The organism is Paenibacillus sp. FSL M7-1414 (genome assembly GCF_038003195.1).
Classification (GTDB): domain Bacteria; phylum Bacillota; class Bacilli; order Paenibacillales; family Paenibacillaceae; genus Paenibacillus; species Paenibacillus amylolyticus.
In genome coordinates this window covers 3,276,203-3,298,828 of the sequence record NZ_JBBOOS010000001.1, presented here as the reverse complement: position 1 = coordinate 3,298,828, position 22,626 = coordinate 3,276,203, and the positions used below count along the sequence as shown (strand labels likewise).

Sequence of the window (22,626 nt, the reverse complement as noted above, 5' to 3'; positions counted from 1 at the left end):
AATTTAAAGTTCAAAATAATCTTACCCCCTCTAGTTAACTCTAGGTCAAATGTTTATCTTATTTTTTTATCTCCAACGTACTTTGACATCCAGTAATCCAACATGTTAGAATTCACTCGGATCATCCTAGAGTTAACTCGAAGTCTACCCCCAGTAGAAAGGAATTTTATGAAAATGACCTATTCAATCGGTGAAGTTGCCAAAAAATTAGACCTTACGGTATATACATTGCGTTACTACGACAAGGAAGGACTCATGCCTTTTGTGGAACGTACCACAAGTGGAACACGTTTGTTCAAAGACTCCGACATTGACTTTTTAAAGATCATCCAATGTCTGAAGCTGACCGGCATGCCTATTAAAGACATTAAAGACTTCATTGAATGGTGCTCTGAAGGGGACTCCTCGCTGAAGCAAAGATATGACATGTTTACGGAGCGAAAAGCTATTGTGGAAGCACAAATGGAGGAACTAAGAAGAACCATGGAAGTCATCGAGCACAAACGCTCCTACTACGAAACAGCTTTGGAGGCTGGGACCGAAGAGATTCACAAAATTAAACCGATGGAAAATGCCATCACCAATTGATGGTTCATGCTTTCTATTTTCTAAAATTAGCGCAAAAAAAAGTAGCTTGAAGTCCTCTAACGGATTTCAAGCTACTTTTTTGGGTATGTCTCTACTCATCATTTTTCCAAAAGTTTCATCGTTACATGGATAATCCGGTTTAATTTTTCCTTATCCGTCGAGGTTCTTGCCATGGCTCTAATGCCGACAGAAATATTGTGCAGGTACTCTGCCATTTCCTTTGCATCATGATCAGAAGAGAATTCTCCCTCCCGCTGCCCCCATTGAATGATCTGCTCGAACATCCGCTCAGCTTCGTTAAACGATTCAAGAGATCGGTTGTCCACTTCCTGATCACGTGTGCCTAGCTCCACGGCGGAGTTCACGATCAAGCATCCCGATGGCGTATCCTCTACTGCACTGATCATAACATCGAAAATTTTATGCAGTGCTTCCACTGCCGTCTTGGATGCCTTGATTTCTGCGAGTAATGTGGCGCTGATCTTGCCACTATAACGATCCATAGCCTTCAAAAACAGCGTATGTTTATCGTCGAACGTATCATATATACTTCTGCGATGAATGCCCATATGCTCAACCAGATCACTCATCGACGTCTTCTCGTAACCTTGTTCCCAGAAGATCTTCATTGCTTTATCCAATACTTCATTCACTTCAAACTCTTTACTTCTAGCCATTCAACTTCCCTCCCAAAATCAATCTAACACATCGGGAACGATCAGTAAATAAAAGATGCAGATACCCTTTTCATTCTCATCTTATCATGTATTAGCTGAACCGTAAGTGTATATCTTCTGTACTTGTTGTATATCATGACCTGTGTACTTGTGATTATGTAACCAGCAATCAGCATGTCTTATCCATTCACATCAAATGTTTGCCTATTCCTATCCGTTTTCTACCGCCTTCGGTCAATATACGATAGAATGTGATTATTATGTTGTGAGGAAAAAGGAGAACTTTGCATGTCTGATCAAATACATGAACAACAGAACGAATTAGCCACACTCATTGACCGTTTTTCTGACAAGGACGGGGTGCATCCTACGGTAATCCCTTCATTATTTCTAATCCGTGAATCGGTCGTTACTGAACCTATATTTAGAGTGAATGAACCATCCTTTTGCATTATCGTTCAGGGTGAAAAAGAGGTCCTGCTGGGACAGGATCGTTTCCGGTATGGTCCAGGAAGTTATATCGTGGCAACCGTTGACTTGCCGGTTAGTGGACAAGTAATTCAAGCCTCGTCTGAGGCTCCCTATCTGGCCCTGAAACTTGAATTCACATCCAGTGAGATTCTGGAGGTATTGAACCATTCCGATTTCCCAGCAAGACCGCGGAAAACAACGAGACGTGCCATGTTTGTCAGCCAAGCTGAGCCGTCTCTGCTGGATGCAGTCTTCAGGTTAGCCCGTTTGTTGGAAGATCATTCGGAAGATATCCCTCTGCTCGCTCCTTTGTTCAAAAAGGAAATTCTCTATAAAGTTCTGAAAGGCCCACATGGGACTGCCCTGGAACAAGCTACCATGGAGGGCAGCCATACCTATCGAATCAGAGACGTTATTGAATATATTATGAATCACTCTGAGCGGAATTTTCGGGTTGAGGAATTGGCCGATTTGGCCAATATGAGTACTGCCTCGCTGCACAGACACTTTAAAGAAGTGACTGCCATGAGTCCGATTCAGTTTCAAAAACAACTTAGGCTGCAAGAAGCGCGCCGCTTGTTATTATCCAAGTCCACCGATGCAGCAGATGTAGCATTTCAGGTAGGTTACGAGAGCCCTTCCCAATTCAGCCGTGAATATTCTCGCATGTTCGGATTTCCGCCCAGAGAAGATATTAAACGCTTGAGAGGCAGAGCCGATGAAACGACTACCATCTCTTGACTGGTTACTCGCTAGTATCGTTCCTTTACCTTGTCTAGTTCAATCCCAAAAAGGACTCCTTCTGTTTTGTCAGTCGGAGTCCTTTCTTATTCATGTATTAATGAAGATCACTAAATCATTAACATTAAATGATTAATTTATTAAAAACCAGTCGTATATTGTTTTGGAACGTCCGTTGTCTTGCGCAAAGCAGACGCAGCTTCCAAGGCCCAGTAAGGATTTCTTAACAACCCTCTTCCGACTGCAACGAGATCAGCTTCTTCATTTCCGATGACTGCATTTGCCAATTTCGGGTCGTCCAGCCTTCCAACAGCAATCACAGGCACATCAAGAGCTTCTTTGATTGCTTTAGCGAGAGGTACTTGATAAGCTGCGTGAGTTCCTGGTCTGCCCGATGCACCAATAGGTCCCTCGCCACCAGATGAGATGTCAAATACGTCAACGCCTGCCTCTTTATAAGCTTTGGCAAACTTGGAACTTTCGTTAATGCCATAGCCACCTTCGACATATTCTTTGGCTGAAATACGCATCATCAGGGGCATGTCTTTTGGCATCTCTGCCTTTGCAGCCTGAATGATCTCCCGTCCAAATAACGTTAAATCTTGACCATATTCGTCTTCTCGCTTGTTTGTTAGTGGAGAATGGAACTGATGAATCAGATATCCATGTGCGCCATGAAGCTCAATCGCATCAAAACCAGCTTTCACAGCACGTGATACTGCACTACGGAATTTCTCAACCATTCCTTTTACTTCGTCCGTCGTGAGCGCTCTTGGTTGCTTGGAATTCTCATCAAATGCGATCGCGGAAGGAGCTACTGGTACTTCGGCATCTTCTGCTTTGCGGCCCGCATGAGCAATCTGGATACCGACCTTGGCACCATAACTGTGACACGCATCTACGATCCGCTTCAGAGCTGGGATCTGTTCATCTGACCATAACCCAAGATCATAATCTGAGATTCGGCCATCCGGCTCCACATCTGTCATTTCAATGATAATGAGACCTGTTCCTCCCACGGCACGACTTACGTAGTGCATATAATGCCAATCTGTTGCAATACCATCTTTTTGCTCAACTGAATATTGGCACATTGGAGCCATTACAACACGGTTTTTAAGCTCCAGGCTTTTAAAAGAATATGGACTAAACAAATCTGTCATCAAAATAAAACTCCCCTTTTCATCATGAATCATGAATAATAAAAATGCATGCGCAAGCATCAAATTAATGCCTACAATTAATAACTCGTATGATTTAGATCTCACATTTATCATTTACTTCATTACATAAATACATTCAAATCCATGCTTTCGCAAAATACGAACAGCCTTTTTGGATTGAAGCATACCAGGTGACATTATAATTACGTTATCTTCTCGAAGAAGGTATTTTTCCCATGTGAAAGCAAGACGCCCCAATGAGATGTTAATCGTATCCGGAGTAGGATTAGCCATATAATCCGTCGCATCTCGAATATCAATCACTTTATACTGCCGAAAATCACGCTCTTGTCTGAGGAATACTTGATAATCTATATATTCAAGATTGCGCACTGGCCAAAATTGACGTACAACGATGAAGATACCTAATATGAAGGTCAAAAGCATCAACATAATCATTGTATAGCCCTCTCTTAACTCATCAGATATCGTCGAAAATTTTGTTTTGGATCAAAGCCCACTCAATGCCTCAGATATTGTATCCTCACCAGCGATTAGATCAAATGAACGCTTGTAGGTATTCTTCTCACTCAAACTGGCCAAAATCACATGAGCTACATCTTCACGAGCAATGTTACCGGTTGTGATATTCTCAGCAGCAGTAACTTTACCTGTTCCAGGTTCATTCATTAGAATCCCTGGACGTATAATGGTATATGTTAATCCACTGATCTCTAACAATCTATCAGCATAGTGTTTCGCTGCATAATATGGAAGGATGTTATCATGCCAGTTCTCACGATTATTGGCTTGGATCGCACTCACCATGATAAATCGATCAATACCCGCTTTTTGAGCCGCTTCAATGGTTTTCCCGGCACCATCCAGATCAATCAGGAGTGTTTTATCATATCCCGTTGTACCGCCAGAACCAGCCGCAAATACAATGGCATCACAACCCGTTGTAGCAGCTACAAGTGAGTCAACCGTACCTTCCAAGTCGGCAAGCACCGTTTCCACACCCTGTGCTGCAAATGAATCTACCTGTTCTTGTTTTCGTACCATGGCAAGAACGGTGTGTTCTTCACTATTCTTCAAAAGATGAATAAGCTGTTGACCAATCTGTCCATTTGATCCTACAACGAAGACCTTCATGTTCAATACCTCCTTTATACAAAATCACCGCACCCATATTAAATTCATGCGCATGCATTTAATTTAACGGATATATTAATGAGTGTCAAGTCTTCTTATAGGGTAAATGACTACATTACCCTATATTTCCCCTAGCCTTAGAACAATTCTTTAGTGAGGTTCTCTAATCGAGTCTCAAATCCATCCTGTTCCAATTCAGTTTGCAAGACCTGATTAAACGTTTGAAGTGCTTTCTTGTATTTATTCTCTCCAAGCTCCGTAATACGAGTGTAAATGCCACGTCGGTCATCTTCACATGCATGTCTTTCCAGAGCCCCACAGTCTTTGGCTTCCATCCTAACGACGAGCCTGGAAGTAGCACTTTGGCTCAACCCTACTAGTTCTTGAAGTTGCTGTAAGCGTAATTCCTTACCCTCCGCATTATATATGAAGTTTAACACATAAAATTCCTTCAAAGATAAGTCATATTGTTGAAGCAGAGCTTGTTCCAGCTTCTCGTTCAGATGGGTATGAATGTTAGAGAAAGCCAACCAAACATTCAAACGTTCACTCTTTTGCTGCAATCTAGATCACCCCACTTGATATTTAATTTTCATCAGCTGTTATCCTATTGTATCAAGCTTAATTACATTGGTCAAAATCCATCCAAGATCGACGTATATAACATTCTAAGCTCATAAAAAGAGCATTTCCCCCGTCTTGTAACGACGTTTAGAAATGCTCCAATATTACCATTTATGCAGTCTAATCTTACTTCGCGGTAAGCAGGCTATCGGAAATAAATTGTAGCTGACCTTCCAACGTTAACGGATCGTTGTACGAGTCTGAAGTCGGATCAAGCTGGAACACATGATTCGCCTTCACGGCAGGCAATTTTTTCCACAATGTATTATCATATACGATCTTTGGATCGGTTGTGTCTCCCGACCACGGGCTGGTGAAGATGATATCCCCCGCATACTCCGGTAATAGTTCCATGGAGATCGAAGCCCATCCAGTTCCGCTGTCAATCGCTTCAGCTTGGGCCTTGGCCGGTGCCTTGAGATCAAACTCCCCGTAAATAATTTCACCGCCTCGACCATAGTTATGACCAAATACAAATAATCCTTTGGCGTATGGATTCAGTATGGAAACGGTACGATCTCCTACAGCTTCCTGAACCTTGGGCTTCAGTTCGTTGATCTTCGCTTCCCATTTAGCATTCCAAGCTTTCGCTGCGTCTTCTCTATTGGTGAGCTTACCCATTTCAAGCATTAGATCCTTGAAATTTCGCTTACCATATGCAATTTGTACAACAGGCGCAATCTGCTCCAGCTTGTCGATGCCCTCTGTTCCAGTGTACACGATAAATAAGTCAGGTTTTAAACTGATTAGTTTCTCTGGTGTAGGCTCTTGACCCAGATCACTTGTGCCCGCCGCTGCAAGTTGATCCTTGATATATTTGTTGTTCATCGCTCCTGATAAAGCGCCGACTACCGGTGCATCCAGAGCAACAAAGTAGCCTGTCGAAAATGATGTCAAATCAATAATGCGCTTAGGATTCTTCGGTACCTGTACTTCGCCTGCATCCGATTGATATGTAATAAGTTCCTCTTCGGCAGTTGCCGCTTTATCAGCGGAAGAAGCTGAATCCGAGTTCGTCTTGGTTTCTGTCTCCGCAGCCGCATTCGTGCTGTCCCCGGTTGTACTATTGGTCGTAGCAGACTGACCACATGCACTAAGTACAATCAGCAAGAAAAGTGCCATCATGATCCATATTGATTTTATCTGTTTACGCAAAATAAACCCACCTTTTCGTTGATATTGATAATCGTTATCAACGATATCATGCTATGCAGGATTTGACAAGCTATGTTTATTTCACCCCCTCTATGAACTCTAACTTGCAAGTCACCAACTTAAACAGCTATCATCAATAGAGTAGACAAGTCACTTTTATTAAAAAGAGAGATCATTGGAAAGCCAATGAAACGTATTAAAGGAGGACAACATGGAAGAGATTATATTGTGGTTAAAGTATTTGTTTTTAGGTATTGTTCAAGGTGCGACGGAGCCAATCCCCGTCTCCTCAAGCGGTCATCTGATCATCGCCCAGAAACTTATGGGCATCAAGCAGAATGGATTGTCATTTGAGATTTTAACAAACACAGCATCACTTATCGCTATTATTTTTATTTTCCGGGAAGATATCAAAAAGTTGATTATTGGTGCATTAGGTTACCTGCGTACTCGTAAAGAAGAATATCGAGCAGACTTCATGTTTTGCTTATACATAATTATTGGTACGATCCCTGCTGCTGTCGTTGCAGTCCTGTTCAAGGACCGGATTGAAGAAATCTTCTCATCCGTATATACCGTTTCCATCGCGCTATTAATCACCGGGGTTGCCTTGTGGCTTATTCGTAATCTTCGTGGTCGCAAGCAAGACGGTGATCTGTCTACGAAAGATGCATTGTTGGTAGGTCTGGCTCAGGCGGTCGCTCTTATTCCGGGGATTAGCCGCTCAGGGGCAACTGTAATTGCGTCCATCGCTGTTGGCATGAAACAGGAAACGGCTTTGAAGTTCTCCTTTATGCTGTACATTCCCATAAGTATTGGCGGACTCATCATGGGGGTATCCGACATTGCCAATGATCCGAATCGATCACAACTGGCTATCCCTTATCTGATCGCATTCATCACGACACTCTTTGTCACGTATTTCTCCATGAGATGGTTTATGGGCATTATGGCCAAAGGCAATCTGAAATACTTTTCGTATTACTGTTTTGCTGCAGGAACATTGTTACTGATCTTCTTATAAAAAATAGTCCACACACCAAAAGGAACAACCAGCGATGGTTGTTCCTTTGTTGTATAGTGGCAGAACCTTAATGACCTATAGCAAGAGCTAGACGGTCAGGCGCGTAGCCTTGTTGCTTCTGTTAACCAGCTCTGTAGCCGCGAACATAACACTGAACAGAATCAGCAGGATCAGGGGTACCATTGACATTCCCCATTGGCTGGCTATAAGTCCCATACCTAACGGGATGAGTGTTGAACCTGTATAGGCACTGGCCATTTCAAGTCCAATTACACTTGGGGATGCCTTCTCACCGAAGCGTTCCGGTGTCGCATGAACAATACTCGGATAGATCGGTGCTCCGCCCAATCCCACGATGAATAATGCCCCTGCGGCAATCCAATACGGAATCGGCATAACCAGGATAACCAGCCCGAAGCATCCAACGATTCCACCATACCTGATGAGAATTTTGCTGGATACATGAGTGGAAAGAAAACCTGAGATCACACGTCCCAAGATGATGCCAATAAAAAATAGGGAGGATAGTGCTGCGGCAGTACCTGGGGAAACTCCTTTGCTAACAATGAAGAAAGAAGCCATCCACAGACCGGCAGCAGTTTCGGAACCGTTGTAACAGAGCATCGCAATCATCGACATTTTCACGCCGGGGATACGTATGGCCTCACGGTTGCTTACGCGTTTCTTCTCATCGCCTGAACCCTCTACTCTTCCCTTCTCAAAAATCTTCCATAGAGACAAAGTTGATAATAAGACCACCACGATCCCAAGCAAAATCAACGCCACAGTAACGTATCCTGCACGCCAGTTGTTTGCTTGATTCAGCCAATATGCCATAACGAGTGGGCCTGTCACTGCGCCAATTCCCCAGAAACAATGCAACCAGTTCATATGCTTGGCCTTGAAATGCAATGCTACATAATTACTTAGTGCCGCATCCACCGAACCTGCACCTAAGCCGAGAGGGATCGCCAGAATCAGTAAAAACACAAAATTCTCAGAAAATGAGAATCCCAACAGCGCAATCGTTGTTGAGAGGATACTGAATAACGTGACTTTACCCGTTCCGAACCGGTGTAACAATCGGCTGGCCGTTAGACTGGACACTACTGTACTAAATGAAATGATTAGCGATATGTAACCAGCCATTTCTGTTGTCGCATGTATATCGTTTTTCATAACGGACCAGGCACTGCCAAGTAAAGCATCCGGTAATCCCAGCCCTATAAATGCGAGATAAATAATGATTAACAATAACGTGACCATCTGGGTGTCTCTCCTCAGTTTGTTTAATTTCTGATTCTCGTCGAACCACCCATATAATAATATTGATATTTCTATCTGTAATCTTCCTATATTTTGACTCTTTATATCAGTATTCTGATATATTCTGGCGACTTATTGCCTATATCACTGGTTCAGGATAGGTATTTCTCCAAGCAAATTCTTCAAGTTAATGGCATCCCACGGCATATGCTCAGTTATCCCTAATCCAACTACATCTGTTTCTTCAGACAGTTCTTTGATCAGACGAAGCAAGTGAGGTATTTGCATGGTTCCCGCTGGTGAAAACACATAAGGTTCCCCAGGTTTGGCGAATAACAATGAACGGAACATGTTGGGATCAAGCACATCCAGATCAAGATGAATTGCCAGGTGTTTGAACCCAGTCTCTTTAATCCACTTCTTAATCGAATCCAGGCCATGGGTTAATTCTTCAGTTCCAGCCGTTCGGATACCCAATCTTTGAATCACTTCGGTTTCCTGTTCCGTGGGGGTTGTCAACCCGGCCATGAAGACATGTTCGGGCTTCAAAGGGACACTCACATGTTTGGCAAACTCCGGATCGCCTTCCCCAAGAAGGTTCCCGAGCGGTAAAGTATGACCGTTGTCATAGCCCTCGTATCTAACCAGATCACCATGTGCATCAATCCATATCAAACCAAGTTCTCCGCCATATCGTTCATTTAAATAAGCAAACGGGGCTTGTTCAACCAAACAGTCACCGCCAAACATGACAATGCGATCGGGCTGGTGAGCTTGAATAATATGTTGGGCAGCCTGCAATTGCTGAAGTAGTTGTGTTCTACCTTTTATCCCGTTCTCGCTTACCAGAGATGTTCCATCATAAGCCTCAACAGGAACATGAATGAGAGGTTGATCATTGTCAGGTGCAAGCCATGCAAGCAGCTCCGCTCCAAAAGAGTAGTTAGGATTATCTCCACCTTGCCATTGTGGCATAAGCAGACGTATTGTTTTTTGAGTCATCGTAAATCTCCTTTACTTCAAAGTAAGGTTAGTATAAACTGATCCCAAACAAATAAATAGTACGGTCTTTTATGATAGGTACTACCCGGAAGGATAGTGTAAATGATGAGTATGGCTGAATACCACGGTAAAGTTAAAAACATTCAAGATACCCCTTTTGGATATACGTTGTCTGTTATTGGTGGTAAATGGAAAATGGTGATTTTGTATCTTCTGGCAGAAAACCCACCTGTCCGTTTCAATGAACTAAAAAGACAGATCGGCGCTATCACGTATAAAACGCTGAGTTCACAACTCAAAGAATTAGAAGCAGATGGTATGGTCGAACGGAAAGAGTATCCCCAAGTCCCTCCTAAAGTCGAGTACCGTCTGACAGCCAAAGCTGAAACGTTATTGCCCGTTTTGGAAGGACTATGCGAATGGGGTGTCCAACATCAAGAACCTTCGATCAATAATAGCGCAACGGATTGAACGCTTTTGTCTATATTTCAGATGAGATAATTGGAGTAAATGCAGTATGTTAAAATGCAAAAAGTCGCCAATCGGCGACTTTTTTACTTTTATCTTCTGTTCCTCTGTCCGTTCAGCAAATAAAAGCTGTGATGCGTATAATTATACTTTTTCGTGTACCAGATCTTTCTGGTAGGCCAACACTCTGTCCCAATTTCCACTGAAAACAGGAATCCGATAATACCCTACACGCTCATACAGCGCTGCAGCTTCTGGTTGCAAGGGACCAGTTTGCAGTTTCAGATTGGTATAACCAAGTTCGTTCGCAAGACGCTCTGCCTCGGCCAATATAGCTTGGGCAATTCCCTTACGGCGGTAACCACTGCGTGTATACATGCGTTTAACTTCTACAGATGTTTCATCAAGGGGTCTAAGTGCTCCGCAACCAACCGGATACCCGTCGATCCTGGCAACGATAAAAGCCGCACGGGGCACCTCAACGTCTGACAGTTGAAATCCCGCCGTTCCATCACCGCCATATAACAAACCGAGTTCTTCACTCAGTTCCTTGATCAATAGTAGCGATTCCTCGCTCCGAATATCTTCAGCTGCTGCATGCACGATATGTGTCATTCCACATACCCCCTTTATCTTATTGGACTTATTGGTTTAAATGATATATCTAAATTATCATTCCCAACAGCAAGCGTCAATTCCCCCATTCATTGAATATTTCTATAAGTACACCCTATAAACACCCCAACGTATCTTTTTGCAGTCTTTATTCGTTTACATAAGAAATATAACGAGCAACGATGTATATGAAATTCAACTCTCGGAGGTCTGATATTATGGAAATTTCAAAGGGAATAACGATGCTTCAGCTTGATTTTGAGGGGAATATAATTCACCCTGTGCTGATATGGGATGAAGAAATGGTTGTGTTAATTGATACCGGATTCCCTGGACAATATGACGATTTGTGTATCGCACTCGAAAAGATTGGTGTGCCGATCAGCCAACTTAAAGCAGTGATTTTGACGCATCAGGATATGGACCATATCGGGTGTCTTCCCGAGATTTTGCAGGAGTGTGGCTCACAAGTCAAGATATATGCGCATGAGCTGGATAAACCATATATTGAGGGGCAGCTCCCTCTTCTCAAAGATGGTCACCTTGAACATCCTCCAATGGGAAAAGTAGATGAAACGGTTACTGATGGTCAGGAACTGCCGTTTTGCGGTGGAATTCGCGTTATTCATACACCTGGTCATACGCCAGGTCATGTCAGTCTATATTTGATGGACAGCAAGACGCTCATCGCCGGAGATTCAATGTACAGTGTAGACGGCATGCTTGGAGGCATTCATGAACCTACTACGCTGGATACAGAGACTGCTCGAATCTCTTTGAAAAAGTATATCGAACTCGACATTTCATCTGTGGTTTGTTATCACGGAGGACTAACTCATAGGAATGTAAATGAACAGATCTCAGAGCTATATAAAATGAACTAACGAATAGTATGCTACCGATGTAGCTTCTTACAGAAAGCTTGTAGGCGAACGCTCCGCTTCTTCAGGTTCTTTCTGTCCTCTCCGTTTTGTGTAAATGTTTAGTTCAATTTATATAGTTATGGGTTTATTTATTGTTTGGCATACTGCAAAATGGCTGTAGCCGCACGGATTCGCAGCTCTTCTTCTTCACTGTGTAACGCTTCTCTCAGCACATGAAGAGCTGTTTGAATCGTGGCTTCATCTACCCCTGTTGAGAGAGAGTTCGTTGCTTCGGCTGTTATGCTGACTGCAAGACCTCGATCCAGCTGTGCTTGTGATATAGGATACTCAAATTTCGCAAGGATGGCTGAATCATTTTGCAGTGCCTGCACTCTGTCATTCAGCTCAGCGAGAGGAATACGACCCAACCATGTAACTCCCCGACGGTGACAGATCAAGTCGTTTTCTGTGCCAGCGGAATCGTCGTAATAATAATCCCCGATATCCCCAACATACGTCCATTCATCATCGCTAATTAATACATAATCTCCATCCTGCATGAGGTTACCAAACATATGTAGTGTCGCGAGTGTGCTCGCCAATTCTGCTTCATCCAAGGGATAGTGTTGAACCAACTGTTCCTTCCATAGCTCCGGAGGCGTTTGCTCTAGATCCCCTGTACCTGACCAAGCAATACCAATATAATTGTCTTCCAAAAAGGATGTTACCCTGTTGATTCCGTGCACGGTGGACTGGATATGATACAGATTCATGCGTACCGCCTTCCTTTCAATCATTCGTATGAACATAGCTCACCATTGTAACATTAGTGGGGTCTATTTCAAACGTAATGATCTCTTCAAGTTCTATACTTCATGCTGAACATACCTTTGGATATAGCCTCAGGCTATAACTAGGTATAATTTAATGGAATTACATTATAACTCCGGATCTGTGATAAATTTTGTGTAACATAAAAGCAGAGGGGTTTTAAACGATGACAAAAAGTAGTGTATTGGGATATCCGCGTATTGGTGCTGATCGGGAATGGAAGAAAGCGTTGGAAGCGTTCTGGGCAGGTAAGCTGGAGGAAACAGAATTTCACGCACGTTTGCAAGAGATCCGCATCGATCATTTACGCAAACAACAAGCAAAAGGCATCGACATCATTCCGGTGAATGACTTTAGCTATTATGATCATATCCTGGATACAGCTGTGATGTTTGGCATTATCCCTAAACGATTTGCTTATGATGGTGGTTCCGTTCCGTTGTCCGTATATTATGGCATTGCACGGGGAACGAAAGATGCCGCAGCAAGTGAAATGACAAAATGGTTCAACACGAACTATCACTACATTGTACCTGAACTGGACGGGGCTTCCCCAACTCTGACGGAGAACAAACCACTTCTCGCTTATCGTGAAGCAAAAGAAAAACTCGGCATTGAAGGCAAGCCGGTTATCGTTGGACCGTTAACCTTCCTGAAGCTCTCCAAAGGCTATGATAAATCCGAGACAGACGCTTGGTTGGACCGCTTGCTTCCACTTTACACTCAATTGCTTCAAGAACTTGCGAGCGAAGGCGTTCAGTGGGTGCAGGTCGACGAACCTATTCTGGTAACCAAATTAAGCGATGAAGACGTACAGCGTCTGAATAAAATATATGAAACATTTGCAGCAGCCGTTCCAGGCCTGAATATCATGCTGCAAACGTACTTTGAATCTGTTGAAAACTACAACGACATTGTTGCACTGCCAGTTCAAGGTGTAGGACTTGATTTTGTACACGGACTCTCTGGTAACACACAATCTATTCGGACATCCGGTTTCCCGGCAGACAAAGTGCTCGGTGCAGGTATTATTGATGGACGTGGGATCTGGAAAGCTTCCCTTCAGACAAAACTGAATTTGCTGAATGAATTAACTGAGTTCGTGACGCCTGAACGTATCATCGTGCAATCATCTTGCAGCCTGCTGCATGTGCCAGTAACCACAGACCGTGAGGCAAAACTTTCATCTGAACTGAAAAATGCACTTGCATTTGCAGATGAAAAGCTGGATGAGATTGTTCTTTTGACTACAGCCTTATCTTCACCAAGTGCAGAGATTACTGCCAAAATAGACGAAGCAGAGCTTCCTCTTCTGGCGCTTCAGCAATCCGAAGATCGGAACCGTACCGCTGTACAGAAAGCCGTTGCTTCCATCAGTGTTCAACAGCCGGAGCGCTCCCGTCCTTTTGCAGAGCGTCATGAAGCTCAACAGGCCAAATGGCAATTGCCACTCTTCCCGACAACAACGATTGGTAGTTTCCCGCAATCTGCTGAAGTCAGAAAAGCACGTCAGTTGTGGCGCAAGGGTGAGTTGAACAACGAACAGTATGCTGCCTTCATCCGGGAGCAAATTGATATCTGGATTAAGATTCAGGAAGAGATCGGAATTGACGTATTGGTACATGGTGAGTTTGAGCGTACCGACATGGTTGAATTCTTTGGCGAGAAACTGGCAGGCTTTGCCTTTACACAGTTCGGCTGGGTTCAATCGTATGGTTCACGTTGTGTGAAGCCACCTATTATCTTCGGTGATGTTGCATTTACGGGTGAAATGACAGTGGAAGAAACGAAATATGCCCAATCGCAGACAGAGCGTCCTGTCAAAGGCATGCTGACTGGCCCGATTACCATCATGAACTGGTCATTCGTACGCGAAGACATTGCTCGTGAGCAGATTGCCTATCAATTGGCGTATGCGTTGAGACAGGAAGTCGAAGCACTTGAACAGGCAGGCATTGGTATGATCCAGGTTGACGAGCCGGCTGTTCGTGAAGGGCTCCCTCTGAAAGAAAATGAACAAGCCGATTACCTGGCTTGGGCAGTCAAAGCGTTCCGTATCTCCACGTGCACGGTGCATGAAACGACTCAAATCCATACGCATATGTGCTATTGCGAATTCCATGACATGATTGATTCCATTGAAGCTATGGATGCGGATGTTATCTCCATTGAGACATCCCGTAGTCACGGTGAACTGATTCATAGCTTTGAAGAAAATACGTATGAGCTCGGTATCGGTCTTGGCGTATATGATATCCATAGCCCACGGGTTCCGAGTGTGGATGAAATGAGCAGCATGATTGAACGTGCCCTGCGTGTTCTTGATCCGAAGCTGTTCTGGATTAACCCGGACTGCGGATTAAAAACCCGTGGACAGGAAGAAACGGTAGCTTCTCTGCGTAACATGGTTGACGCAACCAGAATCGCTCGTAACAATCACGCTTCAGCTGCTGTATTGTAATCGGCTGCGAAGCAGCATAACTTCAAAAGTAAAGCCGGACACCCCTTCGTTAAATGGGTGTCCGGCTTTTTATCTGGTTACTTTTTGTAGTTACTTTTAACGCAAATTCATTTCACTTGTAACATGGCGATCTCTGGCGTTCCTGCCCCTTTTCTCACCATCCAACGCTTACAACTAGATACTATCTTTCAGCCATTGCTGCAATGGTGTATCTTCGGTCAGTTCACCGAGCAATATATGACGGAACTCTCCGTCCTTATCAATAACCATCGTTGCCGGTAAACCTGTAATCCGATACATGCCTGATATGTTGCCTGTCACGTCAATGATCACCGGGAAATCAAATGCCTGCTTATCCATAAACTCACGAATCGTTCCCTTCGATTCCCCCACGTTAACAAACAGGGTTTCCACGTCATTCTGATAGTCCTGAGCAATCTGGTGAACGAGCGGCATCTCCCTTACACAAGGTGTGCACCATGAAGCCCAAAAGTTAATCATCACAGCTTTGCCCCGATAATCGGACAGTCTGACTTGTTCGCCTGCTGAATTAACCGCTGTGAACTCAGGGGCCACGGCACCAGCTTCAATGGCGTTACCTCGCTGAGATTCGGGTGTCGATACATTTTCGAAAATAGCCCATGTACCAACTAACAATGCGATCACACCAATCAAAATTGTAAGTGTACGTCTACTTTTAAAACTCTTCTTCTGCAATAAACTCACCTTCACTTTAAACCAAGACTTTGATGAAATGCTGCATGGAGCGAACCGAATTGATCACAAAAGTCGTGAGTAGAGCCCTCTCCAACATTACGTCCATGGTTCATGAATATCACCTGATCCGCAATATCGTCTGCGATCTCCAGCTGATGGGTCGAGAACACGACCATGTGGCCTTCCTGTTTGATGCCCTTGAGTAGCTGAGTTAATTCCTGCATCCAGAATGGGTCCAATCCATTTGTTGGCTCATCCATGATGAGCAGTGGAGGTTTCGACAGCACAGCCTGGGCGAATAACACACGTTGGCGCATGCCTTTGGAGAAGGTCGTAACCCGGTTTTTCTTTTGATCCTCCAAACCTACCATGGTCAGTACTTCCTGTACTCTCTCCTTGGGAACTTTCCTCAGAGAAGCCCAGAACAGAAGCATTTCCTCCGCACTCAGTCCTTGATTAAATTGATAATCGTCCGGCATATATCCAATCTGCTCTGAATAACGCTTGCGCTCCTTCAACCATCGCACATTGTTCACCGCAACCTCACCGGAGGTAGGCCGAAGAATTCCTGCGATCATACGCAGCACCGTGCTCTTTCCTGCACCATTCCCTCCACAGAGGGCAAGCACTTGGCCTGAAGTAATGCGAAAGGAGATATCCTCAACAATTGGTTGCTTTTTAATGGATTTGCACAATCCCATCACTTCGAGTCCCACTTTATCCATGAGAACGCCCCCTCTCCCAGATCGCGTATACCGCCAGGACAGAGAAGGCAATCCAGAACAGGCATATCCCGATGAAGATCCAACTGCCACTTGGTTGTTGCACCCACTCCACCCATCGATAATATTCTGGTCCAAGAATGGAGCCGCCTCCCAGTTTGATGACTACAAACAATCGCACCAGCTCGGCCGGATTGATGAGCGTTAGTATAATCAGCAGCGGTTTCACCCATAGATAAGGCATCAGTCCCAGCACAGAGAGCAATAAGGTAGGCCATCCAATGACTGCGAAAAACCATACGGTCACGGATATGGTTAACGCCTGCCACCGATTGCGCGACAACGAACCGATAAATAGCGCCAACGTCAGGAATAACAACACCAGTCCACACGAGAATGCCAGAAAAAGAAGATATGTCATGGCATCCAGTGGATTCCCGATTACTCCGCTAATGACCCCCATCAGGCCGTATCCAAACGCAACAATGGTGATTAAAACAATCGACAGCCCAAGATACTTGCCCACAATAAAAGACATCGTGCCAATGGGATACGTGGACAGCAGTTGCCAGCTACCGTCTTCCTTTTCGGATGTTAGTGAGAAGGAACCGAGGAACAGCGTCATTAATGGCAAAAGGTAGAGAATGAGATTCAACATCGAACCTGTTGTGCCCGAGTATCCTTCAACCAGATTCTGCGAATTCAGAAGTAACAAGCTTAAGCTAAATGTGCAAAAAAGGATCAGAAACGAATACGCCCAAGGATTGCGAAATCCCATTTTCACTTCTCGTCTTGCAATCTGTATCATATCTGACATCATTGATCACCATTTTCTATTGTCATACTTAGTGGCCTGACTCTTCTTTCATCTCACCTTCCTGATGCATCTCATTACCATCTCCTTCTTCACCATGTCCGTGCTCATCATGCCCATGTTCACCCATCATGTCCATATTCTCTGTGTTCTGTTTCCAGTCATGGGAGGCAAGATCCTCAGCGGTCATAATGGTTCCAACACCTTGCTCTGCAATGAAAGCTTCAGCCGAGGGCTTGTCCTTAAAATTAAGAATTCCATAGGCCATAGGCGTGCGCAATGAAGCATCGTATACATACGTGGCTTTGCTGTATTCAATCCATTCCTTGTCATTATAGTCACGTACATAGTCCATGCCGATGTTATCTGTGCCATTTTCTGTTTTCCACTGGTTCATGCAGCCGATATCATCGAACTTGTAATTTTGGCCGTCTTTCGTAGTGAGCTGTGTTGCATATGCATCGTCCTTCACCTGCATTTTACAGATCGCACAGATATCCACGTCTTCATTGATCGGCAATGCCGCGTATTTTGTTCCGCAAGCGGTTAACAGCACCATGCCAAACATAAGTACCATGAGGAATGTCCATCTTCTGTTCAAGCTTTTGTTCATTTTCGTAATACCCCCATATAGATGATTATAAAAGTTGCCATACCCAACAGAATTAACCCGAACAACCACACCACATTGGAATCTGTAGCACTTTCTACTGACATGTGCAGATCAGATTCCGTATCCATGCTCATTCGTGGCGATTTGTCGGTAGTCCATTGTTCTCTGCCTTCTGTAAACAACTCACTCAGAAAGACCATACCCGGTGATTGGAAAAAGAGCTGATACGCTGAATTTCGACTGACCAGTTGCTCATAAAAAGGATTGATAGCATAGGATATTTCACTGATCCCATCCCGATTCAGATCGAGCCCCTGAAAGGAGTCCCAGTAGTTCTCCATCAGGACATTATTCGGGCTATCCAGCGCCGAAGCTTCAATGACATTAGACACCAATTGGTTACGTGTAAACTCATTAGCTTCTGCCAGAACAAGCTGTATGCCAACAAAATTCCGAAGCACCGCATTGTCATGGATCTCATTGCCCGATGACTCTGCAATATTCATGCCGACACGATTACCCTCCACCACATTGTTGTGAATTGAGGATTGATGCACGTCATACACCAAAATCCCTTGGGAGTGAACATTGGTACTCTGTTTGCGAAAAGAATTACCCGATATGACCGTATTCTTGACGCCCATAATCATGGCACCTGTCATGTTCTCCTCTCCGGTATTGTCCATGACAGAAGAGCCGTCAATGTACATACAGTGGATGCCGTACCTTGTATGTAACAGCCTGTTATTTTGCACAGTAGACTTGCGACTGTTCTCCAGATAGATTCCATCCCTCATGCCGGTGATCTCATTGGCTTCAATGTAGCTATCATGGGAGTTGTACAGATCAATGCCATTGCCCTTCTGGCCACTGGAAGCAGAATCAGACCCGGCCCACGTAATGTTGTTCCGCTGAATCGTTGCCTGACTCGAATTCCGGATGATCATCCCATACCCTTGGGTCTGAATGTGCAGATCTGTGATTTCACTGTTTTTCCCTTCAACCTGAATCGCTGCAGTCTGTTCATTCGTATCATGTTCAATTGTAAAACCGCTCAGTTTCACCCCATCCGAGCGAATCATTATCGTAGAGGTGGCTTCCGCATTAACAACTATGACCGTAGGATCACCCTGAATGGTGATGTTTTTGTCAATCGTCACGGGTCCAGAATAACGACCTGATGCAAGTTCAATGATTTCTCCAGGTGCAGTGCGGTCAATCATAGGCTGAAGGGGAATGAGATCACGATGTCCGGAAGAGGCCATGACTACACCGTGCGGAAGGGGTAGTAGGAGCATCATCATTCCGATTAGAAAAATGAAACCTGTAACCCGACTCTTCTTACAACTGTTGAATGCACTCAAGCCTGCCCAAGGATTACTCATGATTCAAACCGCGCAATTCCGGCTTCTTGTTACAGTTGCTTATTGCTGTGGCAATGTATTCAACGGGTCTTACGTTAATCCAAAATATACGTTGGTTGTACACACCATCCCTCCATTCCACTTAAAATCAACTCTCCATGTTCCTCATCCATTGAAGCAACGTAATAAATGAAGCGTTATCACAATCCTGATCATAGTGTACTTAAAATGATATTTATTCCATATAGCTCAATTAGGCTATAGACGCTACATTTTTGTGTCGATATTGTGATGTAAATCAAAAAAAGCCGCCATATAGGCGACTTCGAAGTAATATATTATTCAAATGGATAGGTCCAAAATGTTTCTCTGCCAAAACGTTTTTTGATTTCTTCATTATTCAGCTCACGATTTCCTACAAGCTCTGCTGCCTGGAATTGTGAACGATGGGCACGAATGGACGCCATTTTTCGATCCAAAAATTCGGATACGTCAACAAATACATCCGGTTTGCCAATGTACTGTTCCTGATTATTAGCGAACGCAACGCAATGAACAATCGGACGTTCATCCACAGGAAGTTTAGTGATTGTACGTATAACAGCGGCTCCCGTTGCATCATGATCGGGATGAACACTGTACCCCGGATAGAACGTTATGACCAGCGTAGGGTTCAACTCTTTAAGTAGCGACATGATGGTGTCTTCCAGTAACTCTGGATCTTCGAACTCCAGCATTTTATCGTGGAAACCCAGCATTCTCAAGTCCTGAATACCAATCGCTTCAGAAGCTTCGATGAGTTCCTGTTTACGGATGCCAGGCAACGTCACTCGGTTGGCAAATGGAGGAATCCCCATATTGCGCCCCATCTCGCCAAGTGTTAGACAAGCATAGGTTACATGGGCACCGCCATCTATGTATTTGGCTAACGTTCCCGATACAGAGAAAGCTTCATCATCTGGATGTGGATATACCACCAAGATGCGCTCATGCTCGTTGTGTGTAGTATTCATGGTTATTCAATCCTCCGCTTTCATCAGAACATCTCTCGGCTTAATTGTAACGCCACAACTAGTTTACCTTGGCTGTCGTGACCGGCGAGAATCAGTCTTTCTTGTTCCTGCTCATCAATATGTGTAAGTCCTTCGGCGTAAAGCCATCCCTGCGTTGTTTTCAGACCAACACGGTATGGACCTGTACCTGAAATGGACCCCTGCGTATATCGTATGGCCGCATTAGTAATGAATGCCGATGCTGGATGTTTTGTACTGTCCATATGTTGTGCGTAAGCACCTGACGTAAGTTCTAGATGTACGTATAAGTCCTGATCAGCAAGATTATTGATCCGGAGCTGAATGTCTTGAGGTTTAATCGGTTGCATAGCGGCCTCCTTATCTAATGTAATTGTACGAACTTCATTTTAACATAACCACACAAGAGAATATACATGGAGTGACCCTGTCGACCTCACATAGAGCCCTCTCATGATGATTCCAGTTTGAAAACAAGAACAGATTTGCGTGGTTTTTTCTCTTTTTATTCATGGATCATATCTATATTATGAAGTGTAGGCAAAAACGCCCGTGATGAAGAACCTTAAATTTTAAATGAATCTTGCTCCAACATGTTTGGAAAGGAGTTTAACTCGACTTGAAATCTCTAATACAACTACTTCATTTTGGCTATCATCAGGCCATGAGCTGCATATTTCCCGTAGCGATCTTTGGAACACTGGCCCTGTCTAGCATAATTCCTATTCCTTTCCTTTATCGATATGATGCCATTCTGCTCGTATTGCTTGCTGTGCAGTACCTGATGTATCGAAGCGGCTTGGAAACCAAGGATGAAATCAAGGTCATCTGTGTATTTCACATTATTGGCCTGGTGCTAGAAATCTATAAAGTATGGATGGGATCATGGTCATACCCTGAGCAAGCATACAGCAAAATCCTGGGTGTCCCTCTTTATAGCGGATTCATGTATGCAAGTGTAGCCAGTTTTATGTGTCAAGTGTGGCGAAGACTGCGAATGGACATGACCGGATGGCCTGGTTTTGCTCCTTCGATGCTGCTCGGAGCAGCTATCTATATTAACTTTTTCACTCATCATTTTATGCCCGATTTTCGCTGGTGGCTGACGGCGCTTGTATTTATTGTCTTCTGGAAAACCTGGATTATTTACCGGGTACGAGCAACGACCTATCGAATGCCCTTATCCCTTGCTTTTATCATTGTTGGTTTCTTCATTTGGACTGCTGAGAACATCGCTACATTCTTCAATGCCTGGAAGTATCCTGATCAGCATGATGCCTGGCAACTGGTTAGCTTTAGCAAAATTAGTTCGTGGTTCCTGCTGGTCATCATCAGTGTCATCATCGTTGCGCAGCTCAAATATGTGAAGGCCAATCGAACCGCAGATGATTCAAAGTCCAGGTAACTATTTATTCTCTAACTGTAAAACAGCAACAATCTTAGACTCGTACCTAAAGTCTTCGAATGCCGCTGTTTTTACTGGAGTTCTATTTGAGATTATTTAATAAATAATGAGCCAAAGCCATCTGCCTCTTCAATGTCTTTGTTGATTAAGAGGCTCTCCTTTTCATCATATGCTTTGATTGTATAAGGAGGAGTAGCTGATGAAGGCAGGAATGCATACCAGATTTGTTGGTTCTCACCTGCCTCAACCAGCTTCGCATCGAAAGTTTCGGGCTTTCCATTTTGCTTGATTTCAACAGTTACACGTTTGATAGTGGAGTCTATGATGTCACCAAATAACATCGGTAACGGGGCCGAGACTTTTTCTAATTTCGGTATGCTCATATAATTCAACGCAAACTTGGATTCAACTGATTCATTAATGGAATATCCTCCACCCCATACCCATTTCCATCCGAAAATGTTCTTGCGGGTATACTCCATCTGAAGATTACTGTTATTTTCCCGACCCTTTTTTTGTGTAAACAAAATCATGCCCCCGTCCACAGCCTCCTGATGAATGAATTGGGAGGTATAAGATTCACCTCTAAATTCTTGAACGGCCCCTTGAGGACTGTTCGCTATAGGAATATGTATAGGTTCATTCAATCCCCAAACTTTGGATATCCGTTGATCGGCTAGCCCGCCAGCTCGTTCATTCATATACATATATGCCAAGATTGACAGGGGCGATAGTAAAATTACCATTGCAGTGATTAGCAAAATTCTCCTGTTACGCTTGAACATCTCCATGTACACTCCTTATGATAACGATGAAGTATTAAATACAATCACTCTGATATTACCATAATTAGCAT

25 protein-coding genes are annotated in these 22,626 nt (G+C 43.9%); 7 read left to right on the top strand and 18 right to left on the bottom strand.

What is annotated here, in order from left to right; translation table 11 throughout:
• Nucleotides 1-174 precede the first annotated feature (174 nt).
• The gene (locus tag MHH92_RS14390; protein WP_017688550.1) at nucleotides 175-588 is read left to right on the top strand and encodes a MerR family transcriptional regulator; all 414 of its coding nucleotides are present in this window, start codon (nucleotides 175-177) and stop codon (nucleotides 586-588) included.
• A gap of 98 nt (nucleotides 589-686) precedes the next feature.
• Here MHH92_RS14390 and MHH92_RS14385 read toward each other — a convergent pair whose 3' ends face one another.
• Complete coding sequence (locus tag MHH92_RS14385) at nucleotides 687-1,265, bottom strand: TetR/AcrR family transcriptional regulator (RefSeq protein ID WP_100526198.1); 579 nt, start codon at nucleotides 1,263-1,265, stop codon at nucleotides 687-689.
• 288 nt (nucleotides 1,266-1,553) lie between these two features.
• On the opposite strand from MHH92_RS14385, the gene MHH92_RS14380 reads away from it, so the two are divergent.
• A complete protein-coding gene (locus MHH92_RS14380) occupies nucleotides 1,554-2,477 on the top strand; it encodes an AraC family transcriptional regulator (RefSeq protein WP_340904510.1) in 924 nt (307 codons plus the stop codon).
• 140 nt (nucleotides 2,478-2,617) lie between these two features.
• On the opposite strand, the gene MHH92_RS14375 is transcribed toward MHH92_RS14380, so the two are convergent.
• The 5 genes from MHH92_RS14375 to MHH92_RS14355 form a co-directional block, all read right to left on the bottom strand.
• Entirely contained in the window at nucleotides 2,618-3,640 is a 1,023-nt protein-coding gene (locus tag MHH92_RS14375; RefSeq protein WP_340904509.1) for an NADH:flavin oxidoreductase/NADH oxidase, read from the bottom strand.
• Between the two features lie 114 nt (nucleotides 3,641-3,754).
• Nucleotides 3,755-4,099, bottom strand: a complete 345-nt coding sequence (locus MHH92_RS14370; protein WP_047842903.1) for a rhodanese-like domain-containing protein — start codon at nucleotides 4,097-4,099, stop codon at nucleotides 3,755-3,757.
• A 51-nt stretch (nucleotides 4,100-4,150) separates the two neighbouring features.
• Nucleotides 4,151-4,795 (bottom strand): SDR family oxidoreductase, encoded by a 645-nt coding sequence (locus tag MHH92_RS14365; protein ID WP_340904507.1) that lies wholly within the window; start codon nucleotides 4,793-4,795, stop codon nucleotides 4,151-4,153.
• Between the two features lie 137 nt (nucleotides 4,796-4,932).
• Complete coding sequence (locus MHH92_RS14360; RefSeq protein ID WP_017688556.1) at nucleotides 4,933-5,358, bottom strand: MarR family winged helix-turn-helix transcriptional regulator; 426 nt, start codon at nucleotides 5,356-5,358, stop codon at nucleotides 4,933-4,935.
• Nucleotides 5,359-5,545: 187 nt separating this feature from the next.
• On the bottom strand, nucleotides 5,546-6,574 hold the full coding sequence (locus tag MHH92_RS14355) for an ABC transporter substrate-binding protein (protein ID WP_340904505.1): 1,029 nt from the start codon (nucleotides 6,572-6,574) through the stop codon (nucleotides 5,546-5,548).
• 211 nt (nucleotides 6,575-6,785) lie between these two features.
• Between MHH92_RS14355 and MHH92_RS14350 the strand changes: the two genes are divergently transcribed.
• The gene (locus MHH92_RS14350; RefSeq protein ID WP_036608062.1) at nucleotides 6,786-7,598 is read left to right on the top strand and encodes an undecaprenyl-diphosphate phosphatase; all 813 of its coding nucleotides are present in this window, start codon (nucleotides 6,786-6,788) and stop codon (nucleotides 7,596-7,598) included.
• 87 nt (nucleotides 7,599-7,685) lie between these two features.
• Here MHH92_RS14350 and MHH92_RS14345 read toward each other — a convergent pair whose 3' ends face one another.
• Both MHH92_RS14345 and MHH92_RS14340 read right to left on the bottom strand, forming a co-directional pair.
• Complete coding sequence (locus MHH92_RS14345) at nucleotides 7,686-8,864, bottom strand: MFS transporter (RefSeq protein WP_340904504.1); 1,179 nt, start codon at nucleotides 8,862-8,864, stop codon at nucleotides 7,686-7,688.
• 144 nt (nucleotides 8,865-9,008) lie between these two features.
• On the bottom strand, nucleotides 9,009-9,866 hold the full coding sequence (locus tag MHH92_RS14340) for an arginase family protein (RefSeq protein ID WP_340020329.1): 858 nt from the start codon (nucleotides 9,864-9,866) through the stop codon (nucleotides 9,009-9,011).
• 105 nt (nucleotides 9,867-9,971) lie between these two features.
• Here MHH92_RS14340 and MHH92_RS14335 point away from each other — a divergent pair, with 105 nt between their 5' ends.
• Nucleotides 9,972-10,337, top strand: a complete 366-nt coding sequence (locus MHH92_RS14335; RefSeq protein ID WP_036608870.1) for a winged helix-turn-helix transcriptional regulator — start codon at nucleotides 9,972-9,974, stop codon at nucleotides 10,335-10,337.
• Nucleotides 10,338-10,478: 141 nt separating this feature from the next.
• Here the strand turns inward: MHH92_RS14335 and MHH92_RS14330 are convergent, their stop codons facing one another.
• The gene (locus MHH92_RS14330; RefSeq protein WP_340904503.1) at nucleotides 10,479-10,949 is read right to left on the bottom strand and encodes a GNAT family N-acetyltransferase; all 471 of its coding nucleotides are present in this window, start codon (nucleotides 10,947-10,949) and stop codon (nucleotides 10,479-10,481) included.
• A gap of 218 nt (nucleotides 10,950-11,167) precedes the next feature.
• Between MHH92_RS14330 and MHH92_RS14325 the strand changes: the two genes are divergently transcribed.
• Entirely contained in the window at nucleotides 11,168-11,833 is a 666-nt protein-coding gene (locus MHH92_RS14325; protein ID WP_340904502.1) for an MBL fold metallo-hydrolase, read from the top strand.
• Nucleotides 11,834-11,961: 128 nt separating this feature from the next.
• On the opposite strand, the gene MHH92_RS14320 is transcribed toward MHH92_RS14325, so the two are convergent.
• Nucleotides 11,962-12,585: a hypothetical protein gene (locus tag MHH92_RS14320; protein WP_340904501.1), complete on the bottom strand. Its 624-nt coding sequence runs from the start codon at nucleotides 12,583-12,585 to the stop codon at nucleotides 11,962-11,964.
• A gap of 224 nt (nucleotides 12,586-12,809) precedes the next feature.
• Between MHH92_RS14320 and metE the strand changes: the two genes are divergently transcribed.
• Nucleotides 12,810-15,104: a 5-methyltetrahydropteroyltriglutamate--homocysteine S-methyltransferase gene (gene metE, locus MHH92_RS14315; RefSeq protein WP_340904499.1), complete on the top strand. Its 2,295-nt coding sequence runs from the start codon at nucleotides 12,810-12,812 to the stop codon at nucleotides 15,102-15,104.
• 174 nt (nucleotides 15,105-15,278) lie between these two features.
• Here the strand turns inward: metE and MHH92_RS14310 are convergent, their stop codons facing one another.
• From MHH92_RS14310 to MHH92_RS14280, 7 genes are all read right to left on the bottom strand, one after another.
• Nucleotides 15,279-15,830 (bottom strand): TlpA family protein disulfide reductase, encoded by a 552-nt coding sequence (locus MHH92_RS14310; protein WP_340904498.1) that lies wholly within the window; start codon nucleotides 15,828-15,830, stop codon nucleotides 15,279-15,281.
• 2 nt (nucleotides 15,831-15,832) lie between these two features.
• Nucleotides 15,833-16,546: an ABC transporter ATP-binding protein gene (locus tag MHH92_RS14305; protein ID WP_036670852.1), complete on the bottom strand. Its 714-nt coding sequence runs from the start codon at nucleotides 16,544-16,546 to the stop codon at nucleotides 15,833-15,835.
• Entirely contained in the window at nucleotides 16,539-17,360 is an 822-nt protein-coding gene (locus tag MHH92_RS14300) for an ABC transporter permease (RefSeq protein WP_340907680.1), read from the bottom strand. Before MHH92_RS14300 ends, MHH92_RS14305 begins: the two co-directional genes overlap by 8 nt.
• 28 nt (nucleotides 17,361-17,388) lie before the next feature.
• Nucleotides 17,389-17,970 carry a nitrous oxide reductase accessory protein NosL gene (locus MHH92_RS14295; RefSeq protein ID WP_051447067.1) on the bottom strand — a complete coding sequence of 194 codons (582 nt, stop codon included), beginning with the start codon at nucleotides 17,968-17,970 and terminating at the stop codon, nucleotides 17,389-17,391.
• Nucleotides 17,967-19,355, bottom strand: coding sequence for a right-handed parallel beta-helix repeat-containing protein (locus tag MHH92_RS14290; RefSeq protein ID WP_340904495.1), 1,389 nt, complete (start codon nucleotides 19,353-19,355; stop codon nucleotides 17,967-17,969). Before MHH92_RS14290 ends, MHH92_RS14295 begins: the two co-directional genes overlap by 4 nt.
• A gap of 317 nt (nucleotides 19,356-19,672) precedes the next feature.
• Nucleotides 19,673-20,347, bottom strand: a complete 675-nt coding sequence (gene bshB2 / locus MHH92_RS14285) for a bacillithiol biosynthesis deacetylase BshB2 (protein WP_340904494.1) — start codon at nucleotides 20,345-20,347, stop codon at nucleotides 19,673-19,675.
• A gap of 23 nt (nucleotides 20,348-20,370) precedes the next feature.
• The gene (locus tag MHH92_RS14280; protein WP_017688572.1) at nucleotides 20,371-20,715 is read right to left on the bottom strand and encodes a YojF family protein; all 345 of its coding nucleotides are present in this window, start codon (nucleotides 20,713-20,715) and stop codon (nucleotides 20,371-20,373) included.
• A gap of 269 nt (nucleotides 20,716-20,984) precedes the next feature.
• Here MHH92_RS14280 and MHH92_RS14275 point away from each other — a divergent pair, with 269 nt between their 5' ends.
• Nucleotides 20,985-21,770 (top strand): DUF817 domain-containing protein, encoded by a 786-nt coding sequence (locus MHH92_RS14275; RefSeq protein WP_340904491.1) that lies wholly within the window; start codon nucleotides 20,985-20,987, stop codon nucleotides 21,768-21,770.
• A 92-nt stretch (nucleotides 21,771-21,862) separates the two neighbouring features.
• Here MHH92_RS14275 and MHH92_RS14270 read toward each other — a convergent pair whose 3' ends face one another.
• Nucleotides 21,863-22,555: a hypothetical protein gene (locus MHH92_RS14270; RefSeq protein WP_340904490.1), complete on the bottom strand. Its 693-nt coding sequence runs from the start codon at nucleotides 22,553-22,555 to the stop codon at nucleotides 21,863-21,865.
• Nucleotides 22,556-22,626 lie beyond the last annotated feature (71 nt).